The organism is Halorhodospira abdelmalekii (genome assembly GCF_016583625.1).
Taxonomy (GTDB): Bacteria; Pseudomonadota; Gammaproteobacteria; order Nitrococcales; family Halorhodospiraceae; genus Halorhodospira; species Halorhodospira abdelmalekii.
The window spans coordinates 1-26,840 of sequence record NZ_NRRN01000016.1 but is presented as its reverse complement, the minus strand read 5'-3'; the positions used below and the strand labels follow the sequence as shown (position 1 = coordinate 26,840).

Here is a 26,840-nt window from a genome sequence, read left to right as displayed (position 1 = left end):
GCCCTAGAGCTCCTTCCCCAAACGACGATAACGCCGTTCGAATGCATCACGGCCCCCCTCCATGACATGGCAGACCTCATCGCGCATGGCTTTTTCCTGTAGCGAGCCTTTTTCGATCACCCGACACTGGCCGCCTCGGAAATCAAGCGCGTGGAGCATTTCGGCATCGCCATTGACCACAATATTGGGATTATGCGTCACGGCAATAATCTGCCGCCGCTGCTTGTTTTCACGCAATTGGCGGACCACCAGGTTGTAAATCAGGTGATTGTCGAGGTCATCTTCCGGTTGATCCAAAACAATCGGTTCAGAGCCGTGAGCCAGCAGGAAAGCCAGCATCGCCGCCGCACGTTGGCCTGCCGACGCCTGCTCAATGGATTTGAAATCCCGCCCATCGCCTCTTTGACTGTACCTCACATCCAGGCCATCGTCCGGGTACCACATCACTATGTGATCAACAAGCTCAGGACGATTGCTCGCTTGTCGTTCAAGAAAGTTATTGAAGCGACCGCCGAAAGCGCCATGACCTCGACAGCCTCCGGTTAGACGGTGTTTGATTTGGCCGATCCTTCGTTCCAATGCCTCTCTGGCCTGATTGGCATCATCAGGTAGCTGGTCAAGCAGCTCGGCGACCATCCCCCTGGCAGGTTGGCTACCTTCTTCAATCAGGATATCGCTCTCGAACTTCGGATGCTCCGCGCCGAGCATTGCTCGAATGCTTCGTTCTATGGCGCGGGCATCCTGGCGGTAAGGCTTCAGGCTGATCTGTACATATTCGTTTCCGGCCAGACTCTCCTCAAGAAAGGCTTCCCGCCGCTCGCTGAGTGTGCGCCGAGCCGCTACAACCGTTTCGCGCTGGGATTCGGCCTGCTCTAGGACTCGGGCGCGCTGTGCGTCCAATGACTCCAGCTCCTTCCACTGGTTTTCTAGTTGCTGCCGCTCCTGGACCAACTGGCCATACTCGCTGGGGTCCGCGACGCCCTGTTCCTTCAGATCCCTGACAAGTCTCTCGTAATTGCTCCGAGCCTTGACCACTTCCTGCTGCCACTCAGTAGTCGGTAGCTTCTCACGGTCCTGATGGACGGTGGCCGCCAAGTCCTCTGCCGTGTCCTTCAGCGCCTTCGAGGCAGATTCAATGGCTTTATGGAGACTCGACAGGACGGCCAGTGTCTCCTGGTCCTGCTCGTTATGCTCATCGAACAGCTGCTCCGGGAGATCCTCCGCCGCCAATTCCTCCGCCAGTTCACTAACGCGGCGCACCATTTCCTCAGCCGATCCGAACTGGCGGTTCACTTCCCGTTCTTGTCGGGATCGACGCTGGTACGCCTTGAGCACGTCGGCGTGGTGGGCGTCCTCGAATTTCTGCAGTTTCCGCTGCACGTCTTGCAACCGGATTTTCAGTGCAGCACGCCCCTGAAGCCGGCCTTCCAGTTCACGCGCCTTGGCGCAAAGGGATAAATAGGTCTGCTGCGCCTCTCGCAGTGCGGTTTTGTCGGCATCCGCTCCGGCTGCTTCATCGATCAAATCGAGCAGCGCTTGATGGCTTCCGCCGGCCAGTGCCGCGATCTGGCCCTGGCTGAACAGCCGGATAGGGAAACGCTCGGGAATCACCGCCTGATGATCCGACTCATGCCAATCACCATTTTTTTGTTCTTCGACGACTGACCCCGAGCCATCCGGGCGCCAGTGCACGCGGTACCGTGCGCCATCTCTGAGAAAGACCAGCGCCACATGGGTCTCTGGCGTGAGCGCGCCGTCATCATCCCGCCCGCTTGGGGATCGATTGAATTTTTCGAATGTACGGCGAGGCTCGCTACCCTGTTCAAGGACTTGCAGTTCATTTTCTCGCCTCAGCGCCAGCCGCAGTGCATGCACGATGGTCGATTTGCCTGTCCCGCGTCCGCCTACAAGCGCGTTAAACCACGGGCTGAAGGAGAGGGTTTCTGACTGACCACGTCCCATATAGCGGGCATCGTCAACTGCCACTGACTCGATAAAATTCTCAGGCAGCGTGTTTGGGTCGAAGCGTTCCGGATCATCACTGCGGCGAATAGAAAACCTTTCACCGTCGAGCAAGGCCAAGCGCAAACCTTCCAGCGAAGGCTGAGCCATTTTTACCCAGGTCCAATGCGAACCCGGATAACGCGCACCGTCAGGGCCTGAAGGGTGATGCGCGTCAGAGCCCAGCACTTTTGCCCAGCGCAGGTTTTTTTGATGGTAGAGGGCGGGTTTCTCTGAATCTGGACTCACGACCTCTATCGCGAACAGATTTTCACACTCAAGCAAGGGGGCTAACGTACTGCCGCCAAGCTCCCAGGCACCGGAAGGTCCATCGACATGAGCCAGCACGGGCAGCGCGTTGGCTTCTACAATTTTCTGAATTACTTCGATTGGGGAAGCATCGACCGCTTGGCTGCTCTCTCCCCGATTGCCATGATTGCCGACCGCCCCCAACAGTGCACTGACATCGGCGCCGTCTTTTTCTGGATCAAAAATGGCCAGAATATGGATGTTTCCGTTGGCTGTGATTTCGACGCCCGGGAAGAGCCAAAGGGGTCGGTAGTTCTCGGGCTGCTGTTCGCGGAGCTGCGCCAGCGCAGCCTTCAGCCGATCGACCCAATCACCGGAGTTGTGGTCGGTCACGGCAACGCAGTCAATGCCTGCCCGCATAAAGTTGAGCAGCCACTCTTCCGGCGTTATCTGCATCAGTGACGCTTGATCTGGCCCTTTTCCATAGTCACTGGAAGCCGGTGTATGCGTGTGAAAGTCAAAACGCCACCAGCGCGCACCAGGAAAACGCCAACGGGGGTGATCATCGCTTGGTTCTCTTTGCCAAACAGCACCCAACCTTTACCCTCCGGGACTCAGTCATACATGCTGAAGCATGGCGGTGGTCGAGCGTTTTTCCTGGGAGCGCCGGCGTCATCGCCGGCATGTGTGAGAAGAATGCCGGCGGGGACGCCAGCGCTCCCAGGCGGCGACCTCTGCCCTACGCTTACGTGGCGGGTGCGTGGATCAATGAATGATCAAGGCCCGCCAACCACTGTCGACTGGAGCATTCGCATTCATGATTGCGTGCTCAATCGGTTTGATGGTGTCCCGGAGCGTAACAGAATGATGGCCGCTTGCAAGATGCGCCGCTTCACCACCCCTTAAGCCGCTGCGCGGCTAGGCGGAGCACTGCGACGCGGTTTGGTCGTCGCCACTGCCGCCGTGGCGCTTGTTGGTGTGCGCCGTCTGGCGTAGACTGCACCGACGCCGTGCCGCTCAAGGATCGAGCAAAATGCAGAGCAGTGAGAGGGAGTTCGAGTGCAGCAGCGGGCAGAGCGTTCGCTTTGCCCTCTTAACCCATCGACGCTATCCCTGGTTGGCCCAAGCCGAGGCCGTGCAGCGGTTGCGCACCGGTTTTCGCCGGGCTGCGCAGCGGCGACCGTGGGTCTGGGAGGCGGCGGTCGTCCTTCCTGATGTCGTCTACGGGGTTTGGCGTCTGCCCGCCGATGACCCCGATCCACGCCCGCGCTGGCGGGCGGTCAAGGCGCACTGCACGCGTCACTTGCGCCACGCCCCGGGGCTGCCGGAGGGGCGGTTGTGGGCCCGCGGGGTCGAGTGGTCCACTCTTGATGCGGCTAGCAGTGAGGCGGAAGCTGCGGAGTGGCGACGGCAGATCGATTGGATGCACTGGGAGCCGGTGCGCCGGGGCTTTGTCGCCCGCCCTGAGGCGTGGCGTTATAGCTCCTATCGGCGCTGGTTGGCGCGCGGCGATTATCCCGAGGCGTGGCCCGGGCCGTCGGCGGTGCCATCGGCAGCAGAGGGAGAGGCTGAAGAGGTGCTGTTGTCGGGGGCTGGGGCTGGGACGGCGGCTGCAGGTGGGGCGGAGGCGCTGCGATGAGCCGCGGGGAGGTGTTCGACGCCGGCGAGATTCTCGAGCACGCGCCGCAGATAGCGCGGGTTGACCAGTTTAATGCCGATCCGCTCGGCGAATTTGCGCATCCCTTCGTCGGCCGAGACGAGGCTGGCATCGAGTTCGTAGGCGAGCAGCACGACGTCGATGTCCTCGCGCGAATCGAGAATCCCGCGGCGCATCGCCTCGCGGTAGCGCTCGCGCAAGTGGGTGATCATCTGCGGCTGCAGACAGTTCGCCTCGCCGGCAAGCCGAGTGTGCTCTTCAGCGATGCGCAGACCGCGCTGAATGCGCGTGCGCACCTCCTCAATGAACTCGTAGATCACCTCGCTCGGGATCGTCAGCGAGAAGCGCCGCGGCGAGCGGATGTGCACCTCGGTCTCAAACTCGGGGCCGATAAAGTCCATCGAGCGCAGGTTGCAAAGCTCCTGATAGACCGGTCCCGGCATATAGAACTCGGCGTCGGCGCGGCGTGCCAGCCCCAGAAAGACCGAGATCGCGCGCAACGGCTCCTCATCGAAGCGCAGGTAGACGTCGGGGTTGGTAAAGACGCTGGTATCCAAGACAAATCGACGCATAAGCCTACCCATCCCGTCGCAAAGCTCGCTCGCGCGCCTCAGCGCGACCCCTGTGTGCGTCAATTGTACGCGCCTTGGGCGCGGAAGGACACGGCGCAAAGATTTTCCTGGGGCTGAGGCATTCTCAGCCTATTTTCCACGGCTCCAACAAGGAGGTGAGCCATGTCGCAACACCACGTAGACCAACACTTAGACCAAGTAGACCAAGTAGATCAAGCAGGCCTAGTAGACCAAGAGGGCCAAGTGGCACTGCACCGCCGCCTAGCGGCGCGTCGTCGCCCGCGCCACACCGGCGGGTTTACCTTGATCGAACTGATGATCGTCGTCGCCATCATCGCCGTCCTGGTGGCGTTAGCAGTGCCGCAGTATCAAAGCTATGTCGCCCGGGCGCAATTTGCCGAGGGTGTGAGCCTCTTCGCCGGCGTGCGCACTGCCATTGAGGCGCATGTGCAGATTCATGGTGTCGGTCCGCAGCTGGCTGATCCGGCCTTTCTCAGCAGCCACCGCACGCAGGGTGAGTACATTGAGGGGATGTCGATCGGGCAGGCGGGCGGCAGCGTTGAGGTCGTCGTCTCGTTCCGCAACAATGGGGTCAGTCCGGCGCTGGCTGGGCAACAGGCGACCTTTACTTGGCAACCGAACGATCCGAACGCCGCTTGGCAGTGTCAGGTTGCCGGTGCGGTGCGGCCTTACGCCGCTGGGCTGTGTGCTGGCAGCTAGGTCGGCTGTGATCGCCGACCGAGCTCAGTTGGCGAGGCGTCGAGTGATATCCTCCCGTCCCTGAAAGGCAGAGGGCGGGGGGCACACAAATGGGTAGCAATAGCGGCAAAGTGGCCCATTGCAGCGCCGTTCCAGGCCGCCAGAGTGGGCGCCGCTAGGGCCGTGGGCCGAGCCGCATGTGATCCTGGCAGCAGTAGTACCGCTTCCAGCGCTGCAACGCCTTGCTGCGCGCTAAAAAGAGCCCGCAGTGGGCGCACGGAACCATCTCCTCGGCATAGCCACCGGCGGCGGCCTCGCTGTCGGGAGCCGGCGGCGGGCTGTTCCGTGGCTTATGGACGATCCACTGATAGACGGTGCGTGCACCGATCCACGCCAGGATAATGAGAACAATAAGCAGGATCTGGCTTAGCATGTACCGGGATTGCCTAGCATAGGTGCCCAAGACCCCTTAAGGTGTCATGATCTGGTTCGTTTGCAAAGCGCAGCGCCATCAGGCGGAGAATATGCCACACGGCAGAGAATACGCCACTAGGCGGAGAGTATGCCGCAGGCGGTGGTGAGGTGCCACGGGAGGTGGGCAGCACCTCGCGGTCCAGCGGGTGGAAGGCCCGCGTCTATTTCGACGGCTGCAAGAGTGCAGTCGCAGTTCCTTGAGCGATTGAAATCGCGGGTTTCCTTGCGGAGAGCCTATGAATATCCACGAGTTTCAGGCGAAATACCTGCTGGGTGAGCGCGGTGTCCCGGTGCCGCGCGGCTATGTTACGCGCTCTGCGGTCGAGGCACGACGGGCCGCCGAGCGCCTCGGTGGCAGCGCTTGGGTGGTCAAGGCGCAGGTACATGCTGGGGGGCGCGGTAAGGCCGGCGGCGTGCAGGTGGTGCACGATCTCGATGCGCTCGAGCGCTACGCTGGTGGCTTGCTCGGTCGTTCGCTGGTGACCGCGCAGACCGATGCGCGCGGACAGCCGGTAGGCGCGGTATTAGTCGAGGAGGGGCTGGAGATCGCCCGCGAGCTCTACCTTGGGCTGCTCGTCGATCGAGCGCGCGAGCGAGTCGTCTGTATCGCCTCGGCAGCTGGTGGCATGGAGATCGAGGAGATCGCTGCCCGTGACCCGCAGCAGCTGATTACGGTGGTGATCCATCCAGCCGCTGGCCTGCAGCCCTATCAAGCGCGTCAAATCGCTTTTGCCTTGGGGTTGGGTGGGCGTCAGATCGGCGAATTGACGCAACTGCTCACCGCCCTCTATGCACTCTTCATCGCGTACGACCTCTCGCTCGTCGAGATCAACCCGCTGGTGGTGACCGCTGACGGCCGGTTGCTGGCGCTCGATGCCAAGGTGACCGTCGACGACAACGCCCTCGGGGTCGGGCGCCAGCCACAACTCACCGAGATGCGCGATGTCACGCAAGAAGACGCCGTCGAGGTGGAGGCTGCCGAGCACCAGCTCAACTACATCACCCTCGATGGCAATATCGGCTGCATGGTCAACGGCGCTGGGTTGGCGATGGCGACCATGGATGTCATCAAGCTCCACGGCGCTGAGCCGGCCAACTTCCTCGATGTTGGCGGGGGCACGAGCGCCGAGCGCGTCGCCGAGGCCTTCAAGATCATCCTCTCCAGTCCCAAAGTCGCCGGTATCCTAGTCAATATCTTCGGCGGCATCGTCCGCTGCGACCTGATCGCCGAAGGGATCATCCGCGCGGTCCAAGAGGTCGAGGTCAAGGTGCCGGTGGTCGTCCGCCTCGAGGGCACGCGCAGCGAGGAGGGCAAGCAACTGCTCGCGCAGAGCGGGTTGGCGTTGACTCCCGCGAGTGATTTGGCCGATGCCGCAGCGCGCATTGTCGCCGCCGTAGCGGCCCCGCGCGACGGCGTGGCGGGCTAACGGGCTAAACACAGGAGAATGTGCAGATGAGCGTACTGGTTGATGCCCAGACCCGGGTCATCGTGCAGGGGTTTACCGGCAAACAAGGTACCTTTCACGCCGAGCAGGCGATCGCCTACGGCACTACGGTGGTCGGCGGGGTGACCCCAGGGCGCGGCGGCGAGACCCACCTGGAGCGCCCGGTCTTTAACACCGTCCGCGAAGCGGTGGCGGCGACCGCGGCGAACGCCACCATGATCTACGTGCCGGCCGCCTTCGCCGCCGACGCCATCCTGGAGGCGGCCGATGCCGGCATCAAGGTGATCGCCTGCATCACCGAAGGCATTCCGGTGCTCGATATGCTACGGGTCAAGGCGGCGCTGCGTGATACGTCGAGCGTTCTGATCGGCCCGAACTGTCCGGGCATCATCACCCCGGGGGCGTGTAAGATCGGCATCATGCCCGGAGCCATTCACCGTCCAGGACGCATCGGCATCGTCTCCCGCTCCGGCACCCTGACCTACGAGGCGGTCCATCAGATCACCGAAATCGGCCTCGGGCAGTCGACCTGCATCGGCATCGGTGGCGATCCGATTCAAGGGATGTCGTTTATCGACTGTCTGAAGCTCTTCGAGGCAGATCCGGAGACCGACGGTGTGGTGATGGTCGGGGAGATCGGCGGCAGCGCCGAGGAGGAGGCGGCCGACTATATCCGCGATCACATGAGTAAGCCGGTGTTGGCCTATATCGCCGGAGTGACGGCGCCGCCGGGGCGACGTATGGGGCACGCTGGGGCGATCGTCGCCGGGGGGCGCGGTGGCGCTGAGGATAAATTCGCCGCACTCGAGGCGGCCGGGGTGGCGACGGTGCGTACACCGGTGGAGATTGGTCGACGGATCAGCGAGCTGGTGGCCGCCTCGCAATGACGCCTTCTCCGGTCTCTCCAGCCGCTAGTGAGCCCGCTCACGCATCGGGTGACGCGCCTTCCGGCCGGCCGCCGCTGCGGATCGCTGTTGCCCAGCACGCCTTCCCGGTGGGGGCGCTGGCCGAGAATGCGCGGCGGATCCGGGCGAGCGTGCAGCAGGCGCGCGACGAGCTCGCCGCCGATTGCGTCCTCTTTCCCGAGCTGGCGCTGACCGGCTACCCGCCCGATGATCTACTTCTGCGTAACGACTTTCTAGCGGCGACGCAGCGCGCCCTCGACGAGGTGGCAGAGGCGTGTCACGGGATCACCGCCATCGTCGGGGCGCCGCTCTATCGCGCCGGGGGTGTGCGCAACGCCGCCGTAGTGCTGGCCGATGGCCAAGAGCAGGCGGCGGTCTATAAACGCTGTCTGCCGAGCTACAGCGTCTTCGATGACAACCGCCACTTTACCCCCGGTGAGGCCCCGGGCGTGGTTGAGATCGCCGGGTATCGTCTCGGTGTAGCGATCTGCGAGGATCTGTGGTGCGGTGAGCCGGTTACGGAGCTCGCGGCCGCCGGCGCCGAGCTGATCGTCGCCCTCAACGCCTCGCCCTATCACGCCGGGAAGCCCGTCGAGCGCGAGCAGGTCGCCGCGGAGCGGGCACGCAGCAGCGCTCGGCCGCTGCTCTACGTCAACATGGTCGGCGGCCACGACGAGGTCGTCTACGATGGCGGCTCCTTCGCCTGCAGTGCAGCGGGCGCGGTCACGGCACGGGCGCCGCTGTTCGAGGAGGGCGGATACCTCTTTGAGCTGAGTGCTGCCGGTAAGTTCGACGGCCCGCAAGCAACCCCTCTGGAAGAAGTCGCTGCAACCTACCAGGCGCTGGTTCGCGGTACCGCCGACTACGTCCGCGGCAACGGCTTTGCGGCGGTGGTGCTTGGTCTCTCCGGCGGCATCGATTCAGCACTGACCGCCGCGATCGCGGCCGACGCCCTTGGCCCCGAGCGCGTCCTTGCGGTGATGCTGCCGTCGCGCTACACCGCGCAGCGCAGCTGCGACGATGCCGCGGCCTGTGCCCGCGCCCTCGGGGTTGAGTACCGCGAGATCCCGATTGAGGAGCCGGTCAGCGCCTGCGAGCGGGCGTTGGCGCCGCTCTTTGCCGGCTGTGAAGCCGACGTCACCGAGGAGAACATCCAGGCGCGACTGCGCGGCACGCTGCTGATGGCGCTGTCGAATAAACAGGGGCGGATGCTGCTCGCCGCCGGCAACAAGAGCGAGCTCGCCGTCGGCTACGCGACCCTCTACGGCGATATGTGCGGCGGCTTCGCCCCGCTTAAAGACGTCTATAAGAGCGAGGTCTACCGTTTGGCGGCGTATCGCAATCGCCTCGGCGAGGCGGTGCCGCAATCGATTATCGAGCGTGAGCCGACCGCCGAGCTTCGCCCCGAACAGCGCGACTGCGATAGCCTGCCGCCCTATCCGCAGCTCGATGCCCTGCTGCGCCGCTACCTGGAGGCGGACGCCGATGTTGCCGATGTTGCCGATGTTGCCGATGTTGCCGATGTCGCCGATGCCGCCGAGAGCGCCGTCAGCGATCTGTCCATGGCAGAGCAGCAGCGCGTCATCCGGCTGCTCTATCAGAATGAGTACAAGCGGCGGCAGGCAGCACCCGGGGTCAAGGTGACGCGGCGGGCCTTCGGGCGCGATCGCCGCTATCCCATTACCTCGGGCTGGCGGGGCTAGTAATGGCGCTAAGCAATGGCCAAAGGAGCGGCGCCACGCCGCAGACTCTTTTGATGATGAACGACCCCCGCCAAGATTCAGGCGGAGCACTGCGGCGCGCTCTGTTAGAATGCGCCGGTGAAGAGGCAGCGGGACGCATTGTTGCGGAAACCGGAACAGCCGACAGAGAAGGGGCGCAGGCTTATGAAAAAGGTCGAGGCGATCATCAAGCCGTTCAAACTCGATGATGTGCGCGAGGCGATGTCAGAGATCGGCATCACCGGTATGACGGTCACCGAGGTGAAGGGGTTTGGACGGCAGAAGGGGCATACGGAGCTCTACCGGGGAGCTGAGTACGTTGTCGATTTCTTGCCGAAGATGCGCATCGAGGTGGTGATTGCCGATACCGATGTCGAGCGCTGTGTCGAGGCGATTACGCAGGCGGCGAAGACCGGCAAGATCGGCGACGGCAAGATCTTCGTCAGCGATGTCGAGCGGGTCATCCGAATCCGCACCGGTGAAGAGGACGAGAGCGCGATCTAGCTGTTGCAGGTCGCAGCAGACCACGCGCGGGGTCGGCCCCTGTCGGCCTCTCCGAAAGGGCCGGTTTGCGTGTCGCCAGCTTGATCGCGTGAGTTGGACGCGACGGGTACAGCTGAAGTGGCTTTAGGCGCCGCTATCGCCCAAGCAGGGATGGCGACTCTGGTGACTCCTGCAGAGGGAGATCGAGCGGAACTTCGTGGCGCCGGCGGATCTCCTCGTCGACCTGCTCGCTGAGGTCCTTAAGACCGAGTCCGCGATAGGCTCGTGCGAGTTTGTCCATGGCCTCGGGAACGGCTGGCGTCCCAGGATAGTGGGCGATCACCGTTTGGGCGCGGTTGGCCGCGGCGATGTAGGCACCGCGCTCCAGGTAGAAGTCGGTGATGTAGAGTTCATGGGCGGCAAGGGCCTTGCGAATCGTCTCCTGGCGTTTCTGTGCGTCGTCGACATATTCGCTATCCGGGAAATCCCGTATGAGCTCGCGGAAGTCGCCGAAGGCGCGCCGTTTCGGCTCCGGGTCGCGCAGGTTGGCATCAACGCGCAGTAGCCGGCCGAGTCCTCCGGGACCCATCGACTGGTGAGCGATGCCGCGCATGTAGAGCGCATAGGCGACGTTTTCATCCTGCGGGTGCATGCGGATGAAGCGGTCGGCGGCGGCGACGACCGACTCGTACTGGCCCGCGAGATAGTGCGCGTAGATGATCATCAGCTGGGCCTGTAGCGCGTGGGCGCCGAAGGGGTAGCGGGCGATCAAGCTCTCGTAGCGCTGGATCGCCTCGCCGTAGTTGCCGTTGCTTAGGCTGGTTTGGGCGCGCTCGAAGAGCACTTCGACGCTGCGTTCGGGGTCTTCATCGGGGGTTCCGGCGCAGCCGCTGAGTAGGGCACTGGCTAGCGCGAGTAGGACAAGCAGGGTAAGCGCAGCAGAACGGGCAAGAGCAGGCATTTCCTCTAAAGACTCCGGCAGCAGTGTTCACAGTGCGGCTATTGTAGCGTCCATGGGGCCTATTGCCATCAGGCGAGCGAGCGATCGAACGAGCGATGTTAGAAGAGAACGAAGAGCAGGAGCACGCGGTGGTCCCCGAGGCGCTCCACGGTAAGCGGCTCGACTATGTGTTGGCTCAGCTTTTTCCCGATTATTCGCGCAGCCGTTTGCAGCAGTGGATCAAGAGTGGGCGCGTCTGGGTTGAAGGCGAGCAGCGGCGCCCGCGTGATGCCGTTCGCGCCGGTGAGGCGCTGGTTTTGGAGGCGGTGGCACAGCGGCAGATCGAGTGCAACCCCGAGCCGATCCCCTTAGAGATCGTTGCCGAGGATGAGGCGCTGCTGGTGATCAACAAGCCCCCGGGACTGGTGGTCCATCCGGGCGCCGGCAATAGCAGCGGTACCCTGGTCAACGCCCTGTTGCACTACGCCCCTGAGCTGGCCGCGTTGCCGCGTGCGGGTATCGTCCACCGCCTCGATAAGGGGACCTCGGGGCTGTTGGTGGTGGCACGCAGCAGCGCCGCGCACCACCATCTCGTCGCCGCGATGCAGGAGCGGCGTATCGGTCGTGCCTATCAGGCTCTGGTCGTCGGGCGACCGACCGCCGGCGGTACGGTCGATGCGCCGATTGCCCGCCATCCGCGCGAGCGCATCCGCATGGCGGTGGTTGCCCACGGGCGCCCGGCGGTGACCCACTATCGTGTAGCCGAGCGCTTCCCCGCTCACACCCGCCTAGATGTCGAGTTGGCGACCGGCCGGACCCATCAGATCCGCGTCCACATGGCGCACGTCGGTCTGCCGCTGATCGGCGATCCGCTTTACGGTCGACGCCTGGTCTACCCGCCGCAGGCCAGCGAGGCGCTGCGCGCGCAGCTCGCTGGCTTTCGTCGCCAAGCGTTGCACGCTTGCCGCTTGAGCCTCTGCCACCCGCTCAGTGGTGAGTCGGTGAGTTGGAGTGTCGCACCGCCCCCCGACTGGCAACGTCTGCTCGAGGCGTTGCGCAATGGTTGATCAGCGCTCTGATCCGGCGGCGGCTTTGGCCGCGGGCGTACCCGACGACTGGCTCTGTCCGGAGTGGCCCGCCCCGGCGCAGCAGGTGCAGGTGGTGACAACGAGTCGCAACGGTGGTTGCAGTGTGCCGCCTTACGCTACGCTGAACCTCGGTTCGACAGTCGGTGACGATCCGGCGGCTGTCGCTGAGAACCGTCGCCGCCTCTATCGCTGCGCCGGGGTGCCGCAGCCGCCGTGCTGGTTGACCCAGGTACACGGCACTACAGTCGTAGCCGCTCACCAGGTGGCGGTGGATCCCACCGCGGGTGGATCGTCAGTCACACGGCCAGTTGGGGCGCGAACTGAGTTGCGAGATGGGTCGACGGGAGCGCGGGCCAGGAACGGTGAACACGTCTCTGCCAGTAATGAGACGAGCAATGCGGTGACGGCTGCTGCCGTGGCCGACGCGGCGTGGACCGACCGCCCCGGTACGGTCTGTGCGGTGCTCACGGCCGACTGCTTGCCGGTCGTCTTCGCTGCTTGCGATGGCAGTGCCGTGGCGGTGGCGCACGCGGGCTGGCGCGGTCTGGCCGCCGGCATCCTTGAGCGGACCGTGGCAGCGCTGCCGGTCCCGCCCGAGCGGCTTATGGCGTGGTTGGGGCCGGCGATTGGGCCGCGCGCCTTCGGTGTCGGCCCGGAGGTTGTCGCGGCGTTTGCGGCGCACGACCCGAGGGCTTTAGAATGCTTCGAGAGCCTTGCAGGAGGCTGGCACTATGCCGATCTCTACGCCTTGGCTCGCCAACGGCTGAGCGAGTGTGGCGTGGTTCGGATCTACGGAGGGGGCTGGTGTACTTACGGCGATACCGAGCGGTTTTTCTCCTACCGTCGCGACGGTGCACAGACTGGGCGAATGGCGACGTTGGTGTGGATCGGGCGCCCCGCCGCCGAGTGATGCCCTCCGCGTGCCGCTTCGGCTGGCGGTGCTGGCGGCAGTTGGCGGTGCGCTATGGGGCGTGAGGAACGGGGCTGTGGGGCCACGGCCGCGTCAGGGGGAGGCGACGATGCACCCGACTGCATCTTAGTGGTCGAGGATAGCCGTTCGATCTCCGGGCTGCTCGCGGAGCGGATCGACGATGAGCTGCACATGCGCGCACTTGTAGCCCATGACCGGGCACAGACGCGGCGGTTGCTTGCTGAGCAAGCTGGGCGCATGGTGGCAGCGGTTCTCGACCTCGATCTGCCGGATGCCCCGAATGGCGAGATCGTCAAGGACGTGGTGGCGCTGGAGATTCCGGCTATCGTCTTCACCGCCACGCTAGAGGACGATCTGCGCGATCATCTGATGCGGGTTGGGGTCGCCGACTACGTTGTCAAAGGCGCTCCAGAGTCGATCGATACGGTGATTCAGTCGCTTGGGCGTATCCGCCGTAACCGTGGCATCGGGGTCTTGGTTGTCGACGATTCGCGCTCGGCGCGTGGCCACCTGGTCGCCCTGTTGCGACGCTGGGGTTTCTGGTGCGAGGAGGCTGCAAACGGTGAGCGTGCACTAGAGCGGATGCGGGCGGTCGAGGGAGAGATCCGCTTGGTACTCTGCGATCAGAACATGCCAGGCATGGATGGCGTGACACTGATACGTACGCTGCGGCAGCACTTTCCGCAGCACCGTTTGGGGATCATCGGCGTTTCCAGCTACGGTTCGGGCCTGCTCTCGGCGCGGCTGCTTAAGGCCGGCGCCAACGACTTTATCACTCGCCCCTTCCTTGAAGAGGAGCTCGGCGTACGGGTCAATCTCAACGTTGAGCTGCTTGAGCTGTTGCGGCAAGCGGAGGATTACGCCCGGCGTGATCCGTTGACCGGGTTGGGTAACCGGCGGCACTTCGCCGAGATCTCTGAGACGCTCGCTGAGACTGCCGAACGCACCGGGCAGAGTTTGGCGGCGGTGGTCATCGATCTCGATCACTTCAAGGCGATCAACGATTACCATGGCCACGCCGGCGGCGATACCGTGCTGCGCGCTGTCGCCGGCTTGCTCGGTGAGACGGTGCGTCGTGCCGATCTTTTGGCGCGGGCCGGTGGGGAGGAGTTCCATATCCTCTCACTGGGGCTCGACTCGGAGGGGGCTGTACGTTTTGCGGAGCGTCTCCGGGAGGCCATCGCTGCACTGCCGGTGCGCTACGGCGGCGAGGCGATTGCTGTTACGGCGAGCATTGGCGTGGCGAGCTATCAGGCGCCCTCGGTCGAGGCCTTGTTAGAGGCGGCCGATCAGGCGATGTATGAGGCCAAGCGTGGCGGCCGCAATCGCGTTGTCTGCGCCCCTATGACCCAATAGCGAGCGCAAGCCCCCAAGCCCCTAGCTTTGTGCTATGGGGTGAGCACCTCCCAACTGAAGCGTGGTCCCGTCACCCTTTCTAGCAGCCCGGCCGACCCGCTGTGATTGAAAAGACGTTCTCCTCCCCCCACCTCTCTAGGCAGTAACCTTTTTGAGTTGGCACCGGCGGCGGTGCGAGGAGAGAGTTCCACTATGCGAATGGATAAGCTTACGACCAAGTTTCAGATGGCCCTCGGCGATGCGCAGAGCCTCGCGGTTGGCCGCGATCACCAGTTCATCGAGCCTGTGCACCTGCTGCTCGCCATGCTCGATCAGGAGGGGGGTGGCGTACGGCCGCTGCTGCAGCAAGCCGGGGTCAATGTCAACAAGCTGCGCTCGCAGCTCGGTGAGGCGCTTGAGCGGTTGCCGCAGGTCAGCGGCGCCGGCGGCGAGGTCCACTTATCGCAAGACCTCGCCCGGCTGCTCAACGTCACCGATAAGCTCGCGCAGCAGCGCAAAGATCAATACCTCTCCAGTGAGCTCTTTGTCCTCGCGGTGCTTGAGGACGGCAAGAGCACACTTGCGAAGTTGCTCGAGCAGGCCGGCGCGACCCGGGCGGCCCTGACGCAGGCGGTCGATCACGTCCGCGGGGGTCAAGCGGTCGACGATCCGAGCGCCGAGGATCAGCGCCAGGCGCTCGATAAGTACACGATCGATCTGACCGAGCGCGCCGAGCAGGGCAAGCTCGATCCGGTCATCGGCCGCGACGATGAGATCCGTCGTACCATCCAGGTGCTGCAGCGGCGCACCAAGAACAACCCGGTGCTGATCGGTGAGCCGGGGACGGGCAAGACGGCGATCGTCGAGGGGTTGGCGCAGCGGGTCATCAACGGCGAGGTGCCGGAGGGGCTAAAGAACAAGCGCGTCCTCTCGCTAGATCTCGGTGCGCTGCTCGCCGGGGCGAAGTACCGCGGCGATTTCGAAGAGCGGCTCAAGGCGCTGCTTAAGGAGGTCGGGCAGCAGGAGGGGCGGATCATCCTCTTCGTCGACGAACTGCACACCATCGTCGGCGCCGGTAAGGCCGAGGGGGCGATGGATGCCGGCAATATGCTCAAACCGGCTCTCGCCCGCGGCGAGCTGCACTGCATCGGGGCGACCACACTCAACGAGTATCGCGAGCACATCGAGAAGGATGCAGCGCTGGAGCGGCGCTTCCAGACCGTCTTAGTCGATGAGCCGAGCGTCGAGGATACGGTCGCGATCCTGCGCGGACTCAAAGAGCGCTACGAGGTTCACCACGGGGTCGAGATCACCGACCCGGCGGTCGTCGCCGCAGCGACCCTCTCGCATCGCTACATCGCCGAGCGTTTCCTTCCCGATAAGGCGATCGATCTCGTCGATGAGGCGGCATCGCGGATCCGCCAGGAGATCGACTCAAAGCCAGAGCAGATGGATCGGCTCGAGCGGCGGTTGATTCAGCTCAAGATCGAGCGCGAGGCAATGAAGAATGAGCTCGATGAGGCTTCGAAAAAGCGTCTGGCCACGCTCGAGCAAGAGATCAAGCAGCTCGAGCAGGAGTACCAGCACCTGGAGGAGATCTGGAGCTCCGAGAAGGCGGCGGTCGAGGGGACGCAGTCGATCAAGGAGGAGCTCGACCGGGCCCGCCACGAGATGGAGATGGCGCGCCGGGCCGGCGATCTGCAGCGGATGTCGGAGCTGCAGTATGGACGCATCCCGGAGCTTGAGCGGCAGCTCGATATGGCCGCGCAGGCCGATATGTACGACATGAAGCTGCTGCGCAACAAGGTCACCGACGAGGAGATCGCCGAGGTCGTCTCGAAGTGGACCGGCATCCCGGTGGCCAAGATGCTCGAAGGCGAGCGCGATAAGCTGCTGCGCATGGAGGAGGCGCTGCATCAGCGGGTCGTCGGTCAAGAGGAGGCGATTGCCGCGGTGGCGAACGCCATTCGGCGCTCGCGCGCCGGGCTGGCCGATCCGCAGCGGCCGAACGGCTCCTTTCTCTTCCTCGGGCCGACCGGGGTCGGCAAGACGGAGCTCTGCAAGGCGCTCGCCGAGTTCCTCTTCGATACCGAAGAGGCGCTGCTGCGTATCGACATGTCGGAGTTTATGGAGAAGCACTCGGTCGCCCGCCTAATCGGTGCCCCGCCAGGCTACGTCGGCTACGAGCAGGGGGGGTATCTGACCGAGCAGGTCCGACGCAAACCCTATTCGGTGATTCTGCTTGATGAGGTTGAGAAGGCGCACGTCGAGGTCTTCAACGTCTTGTTGCAGGTGCTCGACGATGGCCGCCTGACCGATAGCCACGGGCGGACGGTCGACTTTCGCAATACCGTGATCGTGATGACCTCCAATCTCGGCTCCGATGTCATTCAAGCGATGGCCGGTGAGCAGGAGGAGGACTACCAGGGGATGCGGACGGCGGTCATGGAGATCGTCGGCCACCACTTCCGGCCCGAGTTCATCAACCGGATCGACGAGCTGGTCGTCTTCCGTGCCCTCTCCCGGGCGCAGATTCGGACCATCGCCGATTTGCAGGTCCAGGCGCTCAATGCTCGTCTGGCCGAGCGCGAGATGGTGTTGGAGATCACGCCAGCGGCACTCGATAAGCTCGGTGAGGCCGGGTTCGATCCGGTCTACGGCGCCCGCCCGTTGAAGCGGGTGCTGCAGCAGCGGGTCGAAAACGCCTTAGCCCGCGAGCTGCTTGAGGGCCGCTTTGGGCCGGGCGACCGGATTCGCGTCGACATCCAGGATGAGGAGTTTCTCTTCTCGCGGGCTGCGAAGGCGCTTGAGTCTCACCAGTCGGAGTCGCAGAAGCCGTAAGGAGGTGTAGATAGAGTCTTGGGGGCTCCTCAGGAGGCCTCGTGAGAGGCTTGGAGCTGGCCTCATAGGGCTTGCATTTGCGCGCGCCGAACTCTATACAACAGGGCCGTAACCGAGTCATCGCTGAGGATATGACGAGATGCCGATCTATGAGTACGAGTGTAGTCAGTGTGGCCATCGCCTAGAGGCGATCCAGTCGCTCAACGACGCGCCGCTGAGTGATTGCCCGGAGTGTCATGAGGGCGCACTCAAGCGTTTGGTTTCGGCCGCCGCCTTTCGCCTGAAGGGGGGCGGGTGGTACGAGACCGACTTCAAGAATAAGGGGAAGGGGAGCGGCAAGGGTAAGGCGGGATCCGAGGAGGTGCGAGCGTCTGGTGGCGCGAGCGAGCAGTCGGGTCAGTCAGCGTCGACGGCAGGAGAGGCCGGCGGCGGTAAAGCCGGTGGTGCCAGTTCAAGCACTACTGCCGATTCGCCATAGCATCGAGAGCCAGACCGTGGAGAAGGGGGCGGAGCGCCCGTGCGACTACCGCTGACGGCGATCGGCGTAGTACAATCGGTCGGCGCAAGGCCCTCCGGTCTCTGGATCGTTAGTGTCGGCTGTGGCAACCTTTGTCAGCCGATGAGGGGGCGACCGATCTTTAGCAAGGCACGGTTTGATGCGAGAAGATGGAGTGGTCGCCCAAAGGGCCGACCAAGAGGCACACCAGAAGACTCAGCCGGAGCAGCGGGAAATGGCCCAAACGACGCAGGAGTCGAGTGAGTCTCCAGCGCCGCGATTGCCAGCTGTTGGCACCGGTGTGCGAGGGCTCGATTTCATTCTTGAGGGGGGGTTACCGGCAGGGCGTCCGACGCTGATCCGGGGGGGGCCCGGCTCCGGCAAGACGGCGATCGCTTTGACCTTCCTCTGCTACGGCTTGGAGCAGGGTGAGCCTGGGGTTTTGGTGACCTTTGACGAGTCCCCAGAGGCGCTGATCGCCCACGCCGAGGGGTTGGGCATGCCGTTGCGTAGCCATATTGCCGCCGGCCGGGCGCAAGTGCTCGATATGCGCCCGAATCGCTCCGAGGTGGTCGCCGGTCAGGCGCTTGAGTTGACCGCGGTGCTCTCGCGCATCGGTTACGCCCTAGATCGGGTTGGGGCGCAGCGACTGGTCGTCGATGCCATCGACGGTATGGGGGATGCTTTTGATGTCGATCTGGGGCTGCGCAGCGAGATCGCTCGCGTCTTCGATTGGCTGCGCGAGCAGCAGACGACGACCGTCATCACCGTTGGCGAACAGAGCGATTTTAGCGCCCGCTATGGGCTGGAAGATTACATTGCCGACTGCGTGATCCTCCTGCGCCAAGAGATCAAGCAGCGCTTGATGACCCGCTTACTGCGGGTGCTCAAGCGCCGTGGCGGGGGGCACGGAACCAATGAGTTTCCCTTCTTGCTCGATGCCGACGGGGTCTTTTTGGCGCCGGTGACCGGCGTCGATCTGCGCACTGAGACCTATACGGACCGCCACAGTACGGGCGTTCCCGGGCTCGATGCCATGCTTGGTGGCGGCGGTCCCTACCGCGGCTCGGCCATGATGATCTCGGGCCAGTCGGGGACCGGTAAGACCAGCTTTGCCGCTGCGTTTGCGTGTGCGGTTTGTGATGAGGGCGAGCACGTTCTCTATCTGAGTTTCGAGGAGTCGGATGCTGAGCTGGTGCGCAACCAGCGCAGTGTCGGCCTTGATCTGACCCGTCATCTTACCCCTGGCGGCAGTGGCCAATTGACCTTGCGCCCGTTGTTGCCGGCAGAGCTGGGCTGGGAAGAGCACCTGCTGAGGATCATGCGCGCGGTCGATGAGCTGCAGCCGAGCGTCGTGATCATCGATCCGATCAGCGCGCTGGCCGATCGTCGGCTCGAGGGACAGGGTAAAGAGATGCTGCTGCGCCTCTTTTACCGCTTAAAGAAGGCCGGTATTACGGTACTGGCGACCGAGCTGTTGACCGATGCCAGCGCCGGGGTCAGCAGCCTTGATGTCTCTTCGATTATCGATGTTTGGGTTAAATTGCGGCGCGATGAGGGGGCGGAGCGGTTGCGTCGCCTGATCACTGTAGTCAAGGCTCGAGGGTTGCCAACCGCCGATGAGGTGGAGGTGTTCTGCTTTACCGAGCGGGGTGTGACAGTGGGTGAGCAGCGCAGTTTGCCGTCGCGGGAGGGGCCGTGAGCGAGCTGATCCTTAGGCTCTACATTGCCGGCCGAACCCCCGCCGCGGAGCGGGCCATCCGCAATCTCGAGCGAATTGTAGCCGAGTCCTACGGGGAAGATGCGCCTGCGTGCGCTATTGAGGTGATCGATATCTTGGAGCGCCCGCAGCTGGCCGAAGATGAGCGTATTTTGGCTACGCCGGTGGTGATCAAGAAGCTACCTCCGCCTGTGCGTCGTGTCGTCGGCGATCTTTCAGAGCGGGAGAAGGTGCTGATTGGTCTCGATCTGAAGGAATACTGATGTCGCCTCCCGCCGATTACTTCCGCAAGCTGGTGGAGCGGGCTACGGACGGAATCCTGTTGCTCGATGCTGTGGGACGTATCCAGTACGCCAATTTGGCGGCGGCGGAACTCTTCGGCCGGTCGCAAGAGGCCCTGCAAGGGCAAGAGCTCGGTTTTGTCGTCACGCAGGATCAGCCGACGGAGCTGCGTCTTACTAACCGGTTGCGCGTAGGGGTTACGGCCGATGTGCGCAGCGTCGAGATCGAACTCGACGGCGAGCGGATGGTGGCAGTCTATCTGCGCGATGTCACCGAGCGCAAACGGGCCGAGGAGCGGTTGCGGCAGTCGGCGGCGGTCTTTGAGTCGACCAGCGAGGGCGTCTTTATCGCCGACTCGCGCGGGCGCATCGTCGATGTCAATCGCGCCTTCAGCGTGATTACCGGCTACGAGCGCAGCGAAGTGATCGGGCGTTCGCCGCGTTTTTTGCAGTCGGGACGGCATCCGCCGAGTTTTTATCGCGAGTTGTGGCGACGACTGGAGAACGAGGGGCGCTGGCAGGGGGAGATCTGGAATCGGCGCAAAAGCGGAGAGATCTATCCGCAGTGGTTGAGCGTCGATTCGGTCTACAGCGAAGGCGACGAGCTTGCCCACTACGTCGCGGTCTTTTCTGATCTGACCGGGGCGAAGCGCACACAGGCTGAAATAGAACGCTTGGCCCATCGTGATCCATTAACGGGGCTTGCCAACCGTCTAGCCTTTCGCGCGCAGGTGGCCTCAGTTGTTGAGCAGGCCGCCAGTCGGCGTCCACACAGCGGCGCTAGCGTGCTGCTCGTCGGCCTTGATGGCTTTAAACACATCAACGACAGTCTCGGTCTAGCGGCCGGCGATCTGGTATTGGTTGAGGTCGCCCGGCGACTCGGGACGGTTATCCCCGGCAACGATAACATCGCCCGGCTCGGCGGCGATGAGTTTGCTGCGGTCATCGACAGCCGGCAGGTTGATGCGGGAGCGGCGGCGGTCGCACAGGCGGTCCTTCAGGCCTTGAGTCGCCCCATCCAGTTCGACAGCACCGAGCTCTATGTTGAGGCCAGTGTCGGTATCGCCAGCTATCCGCGCGACGGTAAAAGCGTCGAGGCGCTGATCCAAAATTGCGATGCAGCGATGCGGCGGGCGAAGCAGGCCGGCGGCCGAACCTACCGCTACTATGCAAAGGACTGGACGAACTACGCCCACGATCGGGTGGTGCTCGCAGCGCAGCTGCGCCGGGCGATCACCGATAACGAGCTGGTGCTCTACTATCAGCCACAGATCGATCTGCACAGTGGTCAAGTGGTCGGCCTTGAAGCCTTAGTGCGCTGGATTCACCAAGACGAAGGGCTGGTCTCACCGGGGCGCTTCATCCCGATGGCCGAGGAGACCGGGCTGATCGAGCCGCTCGGTGAGTGGGTGTTGGAGCAGGCTTGCCGACAGGCGGCGGTGTGGTGCCGTGAGGGGCTCTCCTTCGGACGCGTTGCAGTCAACGTCTCAGGGGCGCAGATTGAGCGTTGTGATATCGTCGATTTGGTTGCGCGGACGCTCGACAAGACTGGACTAGCGGCGAACTGTTTGGAGCTGGAGATCACTGAAAGCTTTCTGATGTCGCGTATCGAGGCGGCAGCCGAGCTGCTGGCGGGGCTCAAGCGAATCGGTGTGCAGCTGGCCATGGACGACTTCGGCACCGGTTACTCGTCGCTGGCTTATCTTAAGGGCCTGGCCTTCCACACCCTCAAGATCGATAAGAGCTTTATCGATGGGGTGCCGGGGAACTGCAAAGACGCGGAGATCCTTCGTACCGTGGCCGCGCTCGGGCGCAGTCTCGGATTTAAGATCGTCGCCGAGGGGGTCGAGGGGGGCGAGCAGCATGATTACCTGCTGCAGACCGATTGCGATTTCGCCCAAGGGTACTTCTTCAGTCCGCCGGTTCCGGCGCAAGCGATCCCGCAGTTGATTCGGACGCTGGGCTCCCCCGCTTTCGAGCCTTGATCGGGGTTGCTGCCGTCAAACTTGCGCACGGCCTATGCCCTCCTTACCATTAGCGGGCTTTAGCACCCGCGCGATTGCCCACTACTCATTACACAACCGGTCATCTGGGATTGCCACCATATGCGTAGCCACTACTGCGGCGAAATTTGCGAAGACCATCTTAAACACGAAGTGACCCTGTGCGGCTGGGTTCACCGGCGGCGCGACCACGGCGGGGTGATCTTTATCGACCTGCGTGATCGGGCCGGATTGGTGCAGGTCGTCTTCGATCCCGATACCGAGGCGGCCTTTGCTACGGCCGATCGTGCCCGCAGCGAGTACGTCTTGCAGGTCCGTGGAAGGGTGCGTCACCGTCCCTCGGGTACCGAGAATCCCGATCTTCACTCGGGGCGGGTCGAGGTGTTGGGGCAGGCGGTGACGGTCCTGAACAGTGCTAAGACGCCGCCCTTCCAGCTCGATGAGCACGAGCACGTCGGCGAGGAGACGCGTCTGCGCCACCGCTATATCGATCTGCGGCGGCCCGAGATGCAGCAGCGCCTACAGCTGCGCGCCCAGGTCACCTCGGCGATGCGGCGGCATCTCGAAGCCGAGGGTTTTCTCGATATCGAGACGCCGATGCTGACCCGGGCGACTCCCGAGGGCGCGCGCGACTACCTGGTGCCGAGCCGCACCCACCCCGGGCGCTTCTTTGCCCTGCCGCAGTCGCCGCAGCTCTTTAAACAGCTGCTGATGATGGCCGGTTTCGATCGCTACTACCAGATTGTGCGCTGTTTTCGCGATGAAGATCTGCGCGCCGATCGGCAGCCGGAGTTTACGCAGCTCGATATGGAGGCCGCCTTCGTCGATGAAGAGTCGATCATGGGGGTTACCGAGCGGATGCTGCGCCATCTCTTCGGTGAAGTGCTCGGCGTCGAACTCCCCGAGCCCTTCCCGCGGATGCGCTACGCCGAGGCGATGGCGCGCTACGGCTCCGATAAGCCCGATCTGCGGATTCCGCTAGAGCTGATCGAGGTCGCCGACCTGGTGGCTGATGTCGACTTTAAGGTCTTCGCCGCCCCGGCGCGCGATCCGCGCGGACGGGTTGCGGCGCTGCGGGTGCCCGACGGTGCGGCCCTGACCCGCAAGCAGATCGACGACTACACCGCCTTTGTCGGTCGCTACGGTGCGAAAGGGCTGGCCTATATCAAGGTCAACGATCCGGCTCAAGGGGCGGCGGGACTGCAATCGCCGATCGTGAAGTTCTTGACCGATGAGGCGGTGCAGGGGATCTTGGAGCGCACCGAAGCCGCTGCCGGCGATCTGATCTTCTTCGGCGCCGATCGGACGAAGGTGGTGAACGACGCCCTCGGTGCGCTGCGCGTGCGCCTCGGTCACGATCTTGGCCGGGTCGCTGAAGAGTGGCGGCCACTGTGGGTCGTCGACTTTCCGATGTTTGAGTACGACGATAAGGATGGGCGGCTCTACTCGCTCCACCACCCCTTCACGGCGCCGCGTCTCGGCGACTCTGGCGACTCCGGCGATGTCAGCGACTCCAGCGATACGCAGGGGCTCGCAGCCGCAGCGGCGTCGCGCGAGGCGGCCGAGGCGCTGCTCTCGCGCGCCTACGACTGCGTATTGAACGGCGTCGAACTCGGTGGCGGATCGATCCGGATCCACGATCCGGCGGTGCAGCAGGCGGTCTTCGGTCTGCTCGGCATCGATGAGGAGGCGGCCGAGGCGAAGTTTGGTTTCTTGCTGGATGCCTTGCAGTACGGCTGTCCGCCGCACGGCGGCATCGCCTTCGGGCTCGATCGTTTGGTGATGCTGATGGCCGGTGCCGATTCGATTCGCGAGGTGATGGCCTTCCCGAAGACGCAGACGGCGACCTGTCTGCTGACCGAGGCGCCGGCCGAGGTCGGCGAGGCACAACTGCAGGAGTTGGGCATTCGGCTGCGGCGGGTACAGTAGACTGCGTAGTGCGTAGTGCGTAGTGCGTAGTGCGTAGTGCGTAGTGCGTAGTGCGTAGTGCGTAGTGCGTAGTGCGTAGTGCGTAGTGCGTAGTGCGGCGTCTACCGGTGACGGGTGTTGCGGGCCAGTGGGAGAGTGGATGGGAACGCCTCTCCAGACCTTTGAGCGCTACTTCTATTTTGAAGTCGAGCGGGTCGATCGCTTGCGTTCGATCGTGCGGGTTTGTCGCACTGTCGAACCTTCGGCAGGCGGGGCAAGAGCGGCAAACGGGGCAGGCGGTCTCCGGCCGCCTCTTTGTGTGGCGATGGCGCAGGTGCAGGAGGAGGGCGCGCGGTCGTTGCTGGTGAAGGATGTGGCCGTGCTTGAGCATGAGTCGGATTATCAGCAGGCGACCGCAGAGCGGCGGCGAGCCATGTCGGAAGCTGTGCCCGGGGGCGCTCTAGAAAAAGCGCCGCACGGCGAGCAGGTCAGTGAGCGTGACAGCGACCAGGGTAGCGATCTCAAGAGTCTGCGACGGATCTACAGTCGCGATTTCCCCTTGCTCTATGCCGCTACCATGGCCGGGGTGCTGGCGTTTGCGCATAACAGAGGGGTATGGCGCGTTCGCGGCTATCTTTCGCCCGATGAGGCCCGCGTCATCCCGCGGCTCTTCCCGCTTGAGCACCGGGGCGGGTACGAATACTGCGGCGAGACGAGTCGAGTCATTGCAGCTTCGGCAGCACGGATGCCCGTGTTTTATGATCTGATTCTGATTGCTGCGGAGCAGACCTCCGCCGCTGCATAACGGCTGCTTTATCGTGTGGCGTGGGTTTGGTTCGGTTCGGTCTTCCTGGTCTTCCTGCAGCGTCCCTCTCGCTCGGCCGTTGGCGCTGAGCTTCTCTCCTTGGTGCGTTTGTCGCTGTGCTTGTCTATGCTTCAGTGGGAGGTTTGACCTATGCATAGGCTGGAGGATGTGAACATGCGCAGTCGGCGCCTGCTCGGGCTCGTTGCGCTTTTGGCGGCGGTCGCCGGTGCGATCGTCGCGGCCGCGGAACATTGGGGCGGGCTGGTGCCGTGCTCGCTGTGCTGGAGCCAGCGCGGTGTGCTTGCGCTATTGATGATCGTGGCGTTGCTTGGTTTCTTGTTATGGCCGCAGCGTCCGTGGGGGCAGTGGGTACTGCTCGGGGCACTGGCGTCGACGGCGCTTGCAGGAATCGTGTTGGCGACGCGCCATCTCTACGTGATGTGGAACCCCGATGTGGTCGACTGCGGGATGAGCCCCGAGGTCATGCTGCAGATTTTGCCTTGGCGTGAGGTCTTGATCGAGTTGGTGACCGGCAATACCGACTGCGCAGAGGTGGCGGCCCTCTTCGGCGTCCCGCTGCCGGTCGCAAGCTGGATTGGGTTTGCGACGCTCGGTGGGGTTTCGGTCTATGCGGTCATCCGCGTCATTCGTGCCCGGTCGCATGGGTAGGCCGTATGGGTAGCGGTGTGTATCGTCCGCAGTCCTGTCCTCGGTGCGCTGGAACTTGTGCTACACCTCGCCTGTCGTTAGATTAGGCGAGCACATCGAAACCGGCCTTGGATCCAATGACCGCCGACGTCTCTGTTACCCGTTTAATCCTTGATGCCAGCCTGCTCGTGCAGGCCGTGATGTTGATCTTGCTGCTCGCCTCGGTCGCTTCGTGGGCGCTGATCTTCTACAAGCGTCATACGCTCAAGCGTGCCGAGCAGGGTGCGATTCGTTTCGAGGAAGAGTTCTGGGCCGGTGGCAATCTCGCCGAGATCTACCGCCGCGTCGGTCAAGAGGGCGACGGGGAGAGCAGTGCCGGCCTAGAACGGATCTTTCGCGCCGGCTTTCAAGAGTTTTCGCGCATGCGCAAGCAGAGCAGTGCGCCGCCGGCTGCGGTGGTCGAAGCGGCGCACCGGGCGATGCGCGTCTCGGTCAGTCGCGAGATCGACGGTGCCGAGTCCTACCTGCAGTTTTTGGCGACCGTCGGTTCGGTTAGCCCCTACATCGGCCTCTTTGGCACCGTCTGGGGGATTATGAACTCGTTTAGGGCGCTCGCCGGGCAGCAGCAAGCGACCCTCGCGACCGTCGCCCCGGGGATCGCCGAGGCCCTGATCGCAACCGCCCTCGGTCTCTTCGCCGCCATTCCCGCAGTGATCGCCTACAACCACTACGCCAACCGCGCCGAGCGGCTGGCGAATCGCTATGAGACGTTCGTCGAGGAGTTTACCAGCATCCTGGAGCGTCATACCCACGCCGCGACGAGCGCGGCGGCACGCTAGGAGGCCACCATGGCGCGGGTGACCCCGACCGGAGCGCGGCGTACGCGACGGCGACCGATGTCGGAGATCAACGTCGTTCCCTACATCGACGTCATGCTGGTCTTGCTGGTGATCTTTATGGTGACCGCCCCGCTGCTCTACCACGGTATCGATCTCGATCTGCCGCAAGTGGCCAGCGAGCCGCTTGAGGACGAGGAGCGCGAGCCGCTCATCGTCAGTCTCGACACCGACGGTCGCGTCTATCTCAACGTCGCCGACGACCCGGAGCAGGCGATGGGGCGCGACGAGCTCCTCGAGACCATCGGTCGCATCCTGCGCGATCAACCGAATCGGCGTGTCTTGCTGCGCGGTGATCGCAAAGTGGAGTACGGTGATGTCGTCGCCCTGATGGCACAGCTGCGCCAGGCCGGGGTGCGCAGCGTGGGACTCATGAGTGAGCCGCCCGCCGGGTCCACCCCTGGCGCTGGCTAGGACGGAGGCGATGCAGTGGTTCAAGCTTCGTCTGGCGCTGCTCGGCAGCTGGTTTTCGGCCAGCCCGCAGCGTTTTGTGCTCTATTCGGTGCTGGGCCACTTCGTCCTGATCCTGCTCTTTGTCGTCAACATCGGGCTGCGCCCCCCCGAGCAGCCGCCGGAGCGCGAGCGGGCGGTGATCGAGGCTACAGTTGTCGATCTGCAGAGTATGGTCTTCGACGAGCAGCCGGAGGAGCCCGAGGAGAAGGTCGTCGAGCCCGAGCCCGAGCCCGAGCCCGAGCCCGAGCCGGAGCCCGAACCGGAGCCGGAGCCGGAGCCCGAGCCCGAG

The 26,840-nt window shown here is 63.7% G+C and carries 22 protein-coding genes and 2 pseudogenes; 20 read left to right on the top strand and 4 right to left on the bottom strand.

Annotated elements, in window-relative coordinates:
- Positions 1 to 3 precede the first annotated feature (3 nt).
- On the bottom strand, positions 4 to 2,847 hold the full coding sequence (locus tag CKO15_RS05375; protein WP_200193286.1) for a TrlF family AAA-like ATPase: 2,844 nt from the start codon (positions 2,845 to 2,847) through the stop codon (positions 4 to 6).
- A gap of 436 nt (positions 2,848 to 3,283) precedes the next feature.
- On the opposite strand from CKO15_RS05375, the gene CKO15_RS14065 reads away from it, so the two are divergent.
- A complete protein-coding gene (locus tag CKO15_RS14065; RefSeq protein ID WP_242464589.1) occupies positions 3,284 to 3,889 on the top strand; it encodes a hypothetical protein in 606 nt (201 codons plus the stop codon).
- 20 nt (positions 3,890 to 3,909) lie between these two features.
- Here CKO15_RS14065 and CKO15_RS05370 read toward each other — a convergent pair.
- Positions 3,910 to 4,479 (bottom strand): annotated as a pseudogene (locus CKO15_RS05370) (RNA ligase partner protein); the annotation flags it as partial.
- A gap of 243 nt (positions 4,480 to 4,722) precedes the next feature.
- On the opposite strand from CKO15_RS05370, the gene CKO15_RS14370 reads away from it, so the two are divergent.
- The gene (locus CKO15_RS14370; protein ID WP_338036003.1) at positions 4,723 to 5,199 is read left to right on the top strand and encodes a pilin; all 477 of its coding nucleotides are present in this window, start codon (positions 4,723 to 4,725) and stop codon (positions 5,197 to 5,199) included.
- A 154-nt stretch (positions 5,200 to 5,353) separates the two neighbouring features.
- Here CKO15_RS14370 and CKO15_RS05360 read toward each other — a convergent pair whose 3' ends face one another.
- Complete coding sequence (locus CKO15_RS05360) at positions 5,354 to 5,611, bottom strand: PP0621 family protein (protein WP_200193280.1); 258 nt, start codon at positions 5,609 to 5,611, stop codon at positions 5,354 to 5,356.
- 277 nt (positions 5,612 to 5,888) lie between these two features.
- Between CKO15_RS05360 and sucC the strand changes: the two genes are divergently transcribed.
- From sucC to glnB, 4 genes are all read left to right on the top strand, one after another.
- A complete protein-coding gene (gene sucC / locus CKO15_RS05355; RefSeq protein WP_200193278.1) occupies positions 5,889 to 7,079 on the top strand; it encodes an ADP-forming succinate--CoA ligase subunit beta in 1,191 nt (396 codons plus the stop codon).
- A 26-nt stretch (positions 7,080 to 7,105) separates the two neighbouring features.
- Positions 7,106 to 7,984: a succinate--CoA ligase subunit alpha gene (gene sucD / locus CKO15_RS05350; RefSeq protein WP_200193276.1), complete on the top strand. Its 879-nt coding sequence runs from the start codon at positions 7,106 to 7,108 to the stop codon at positions 7,982 to 7,984.
- On the top strand, positions 7,981 to 9,705 hold the full coding sequence (locus CKO15_RS05345; protein ID WP_200193274.1) for an NAD+ synthase: 1,725 nt from the start codon (positions 7,981 to 7,983) through the stop codon (positions 9,703 to 9,705). Before sucD ends, CKO15_RS05345 begins: the two co-directional genes overlap by 4 nt.
- Positions 9,706 to 9,888: 183 nt before the next feature.
- Entirely contained in the window at positions 9,889 to 10,227 is a 339-nt protein-coding gene (gene glnB / locus CKO15_RS05340; RefSeq protein WP_200193272.1) for a nitrogen regulatory protein P-II, read from the top strand.
- A gap of 133 nt (positions 10,228 to 10,360) precedes the next feature.
- On the opposite strand, the gene CKO15_RS05335 is transcribed toward glnB, so the two are convergent.
- Positions 10,361 to 11,167: an outer membrane protein assembly factor BamD gene (locus CKO15_RS05335; protein ID WP_200193270.1), complete on the bottom strand. Its 807-nt coding sequence runs from the start codon at positions 11,165 to 11,167 to the stop codon at positions 10,361 to 10,363.
- 95 nt (positions 11,168 to 11,262) lie between these two features.
- On the opposite strand from CKO15_RS05335, the gene rluD reads away from it, so the two are divergent.
- The 14 genes and pseudogenes from rluD to CKO15_RS05265 all read left to right on the top strand — a co-directional run.
- On the top strand, positions 11,263 to 12,213 hold the full coding sequence (gene rluD / locus CKO15_RS05330) for a 23S rRNA pseudouridine(1911/1915/1917) synthase RluD (RefSeq protein WP_200193268.1): 951 nt from the start codon (positions 11,263 to 11,265) through the stop codon (positions 12,211 to 12,213).
- Entirely contained in the window at positions 12,206 to 13,144 is a 939-nt protein-coding gene (gene pgeF / locus CKO15_RS05325; protein WP_200193267.1) for a peptidoglycan editing factor PgeF, read from the top strand. Before rluD ends, pgeF begins: the two co-directional genes overlap by 8 nt.
- Positions 13,145 to 13,198: 54 nt before the next feature.
- Positions 13,199 to 14,521 (top strand): sensor domain-containing diguanylate cyclase, encoded by a 1,323-nt coding sequence (locus tag CKO15_RS05320; protein ID WP_200193265.1) that lies wholly within the window; start codon positions 13,199 to 13,201, stop codon positions 14,519 to 14,521.
- Positions 14,522 to 14,713: 192 nt separating this feature from the next.
- The gene (clpB, locus tag CKO15_RS05315; protein WP_200193263.1) at positions 14,714 to 17,341 is read left to right on the top strand and encodes an ATP-dependent chaperone ClpB; all 2,628 of its coding nucleotides are present in this window, start codon (positions 14,714 to 14,716) and stop codon (positions 17,339 to 17,341) included.
- 139 nt (positions 17,342 to 17,480) lie between these two features.
- On the top strand, positions 17,481 to 17,819 hold the full coding sequence (locus CKO15_RS05310) for an FmdB family zinc ribbon protein (protein ID WP_200193261.1): 339 nt from the start codon (positions 17,481 to 17,483) through the stop codon (positions 17,817 to 17,819).
- Between the two features lie 253 nt (positions 17,820 to 18,072).
- Complete coding sequence (gene kaiC / locus CKO15_RS05305) at positions 18,073 to 19,539, top strand: circadian clock protein KaiC (RefSeq protein WP_200193259.1); 1,467 nt, start codon at positions 18,073 to 18,075, stop codon at positions 19,537 to 19,539.
- Complete coding sequence (locus tag CKO15_RS05300; protein ID WP_200193257.1) at positions 19,536 to 19,820, top strand: circadian clock KaiB family protein; 285 nt, start codon at positions 19,536 to 19,538, stop codon at positions 19,818 to 19,820. Before kaiC ends, CKO15_RS05300 begins: the two co-directional genes overlap by 4 nt.
- Positions 19,820 to 21,823 (top strand): putative bifunctional diguanylate cyclase/phosphodiesterase, encoded by a 2,004-nt coding sequence (locus tag CKO15_RS05295; protein WP_200193255.1) that lies wholly within the window; start codon positions 19,820 to 19,822, stop codon positions 21,821 to 21,823. The genes CKO15_RS05300 and CKO15_RS05295 overlap by 1 nt, the downstream gene beginning before the upstream one ends.
- A gap of 120 nt (positions 21,824 to 21,943) precedes the next feature.
- The gene (aspS, locus tag CKO15_RS05290; RefSeq protein WP_200193253.1) at positions 21,944 to 23,770 is read left to right on the top strand and encodes an aspartate--tRNA ligase; all 1,827 of its coding nucleotides are present in this window, start codon (positions 21,944 to 21,946) and stop codon (positions 23,768 to 23,770) included.
- A gap of 139 nt (positions 23,771 to 23,909) precedes the next feature.
- Positions 23,910 to 24,554 (top strand): hypothetical protein, encoded by a 645-nt coding sequence (locus CKO15_RS05285; protein WP_200193251.1) that lies wholly within the window; start codon positions 23,910 to 23,912, stop codon positions 24,552 to 24,554.
- A gap of 150 nt (positions 24,555 to 24,704) precedes the next feature.
- Positions 24,705 to 25,223 (top strand): disulfide bond formation protein B, encoded by a 519-nt coding sequence (locus CKO15_RS05280; protein WP_200193249.1) that lies wholly within the window; start codon positions 24,705 to 24,707, stop codon positions 25,221 to 25,223.
- Positions 25,224 to 25,339: 116 nt separating this feature from the next.
- On the top strand, positions 25,340 to 26,041 hold the full coding sequence (tolQ, locus tag CKO15_RS05275) for a protein TolQ (RefSeq protein WP_200193325.1): 702 nt from the start codon (positions 25,340 to 25,342) through the stop codon (positions 26,039 to 26,041).
- 9 nt (positions 26,042 to 26,050) lie between these two features.
- Positions 26,051 to 26,512, top strand: a complete 462-nt coding sequence (gene tolR / locus CKO15_RS05270) for a protein TolR (RefSeq protein ID WP_200193247.1) — start codon at positions 26,051 to 26,053, stop codon at positions 26,510 to 26,512.
- Positions 26,513 to 26,522: 10 nt separating this feature from the next.
- Positions 26,523 to 26,840, top strand: a pseudogene (locus CKO15_RS05265) (cell envelope integrity protein TolA); the annotation flags it as partial.

Bases quoted from the DNA above. Each gene is read 5' to 3' on its own strand.
- CKO15_RS05295 (WP_200193255.1), top strand. From the start codon at position 19,820: ATGTCGCCTCCCGCCGATTACTTCCGCAAGCTGGTGGAGCGGGCTACG.
- tolR (WP_200193247.1), top strand. From the start codon at position 26,051: ATGGCGCGGGTGACCCCGACCGGAGCGCGGCGTACGCGACGGCGACCG.
- CKO15_RS05345 (WP_200193274.1), top strand. From the start codon at position 7,981: ATGACGCCTTCTCCGGTCTCTCCAGCCGCTAGTGAGCCCGCTCACGCA.
- CKO15_RS14065 (WP_242464589.1), top strand. From the start codon at position 3,284: ATGCAGAGCAGTGAGAGGGAGTTCGAGTGCAGCAGCGGGCAGAGCGTT.
- clpB (WP_200193263.1), top strand. From the start codon at position 14,714: ATGCGAATGGATAAGCTTACGACCAAGTTTCAGATGGCCCTCGGCGAT.
- rluD (WP_200193268.1), top strand. From the start codon at position 11,263: ATGTTAGAAGAGAACGAAGAGCAGGAGCACGCGGTGGTCCCCGAGGCG.
- CKO15_RS05285 (WP_200193251.1), top strand. From the start codon at position 23,910: ATGGGAACGCCTCTCCAGACCTTTGAGCGCTACTTCTATTTTGAAGTC.
- sucD (WP_200193276.1), top strand. From the start codon at position 7,106: ATGAGCGTACTGGTTGATGCCCAGACCCGGGTCATCGTGCAGGGGTTT.
- kaiC (WP_200193259.1), top strand. From the start codon at position 18,073: ATGGCCCAAACGACGCAGGAGTCGAGTGAGTCTCCAGCGCCGCGATTG.
- CKO15_RS05360 (WP_200193280.1), bottom strand. From the start codon at position 5,611: ATGCTAAGCCAGATCCTGCTTATTGTTCTCATTATCCTGGCGTGGATC.
- CKO15_RS05280 (WP_200193249.1), top strand. From the start codon at position 24,705: ATGCATAGGCTGGAGGATGTGAACATGCGCAGTCGGCGCCTGCTCGGG.
- CKO15_RS05310 (WP_200193261.1), top strand. From the start codon at position 17,481: ATGCCGATCTATGAGTACGAGTGTAGTCAGTGTGGCCATCGCCTAGAG.
- sucC (WP_200193278.1), top strand. From the start codon at position 5,889: ATGAATATCCACGAGTTTCAGGCGAAATACCTGCTGGGTGAGCGCGGT.
- tolQ (WP_200193325.1), top strand. From the start codon at position 25,340: ATGACCGCCGACGTCTCTGTTACCCGTTTAATCCTTGATGCCAGCCTG.
- pgeF (WP_200193267.1), top strand. From the start codon at position 12,206: ATGGTTGATCAGCGCTCTGATCCGGCGGCGGCTTTGGCCGCGGGCGTA.
- CKO15_RS05335 (WP_200193270.1), bottom strand. From the start codon at position 11,167: ATGCCTGCTCTTGCCCGTTCTGCTGCGCTTACCCTGCTTGTCCTACTC.
- glnB (WP_200193272.1), top strand. From the start codon at position 9,889: ATGAAAAAGGTCGAGGCGATCATCAAGCCGTTCAAACTCGATGATGTG.
- CKO15_RS05320 (WP_200193265.1), top strand. From the start codon at position 13,199: ATGGGGCGTGAGGAACGGGGCTGTGGGGCCACGGCCGCGTCAGGGGGA.
- aspS (WP_200193253.1), top strand. From the start codon at position 21,944: ATGCGTAGCCACTACTGCGGCGAAATTTGCGAAGACCATCTTAAACAC.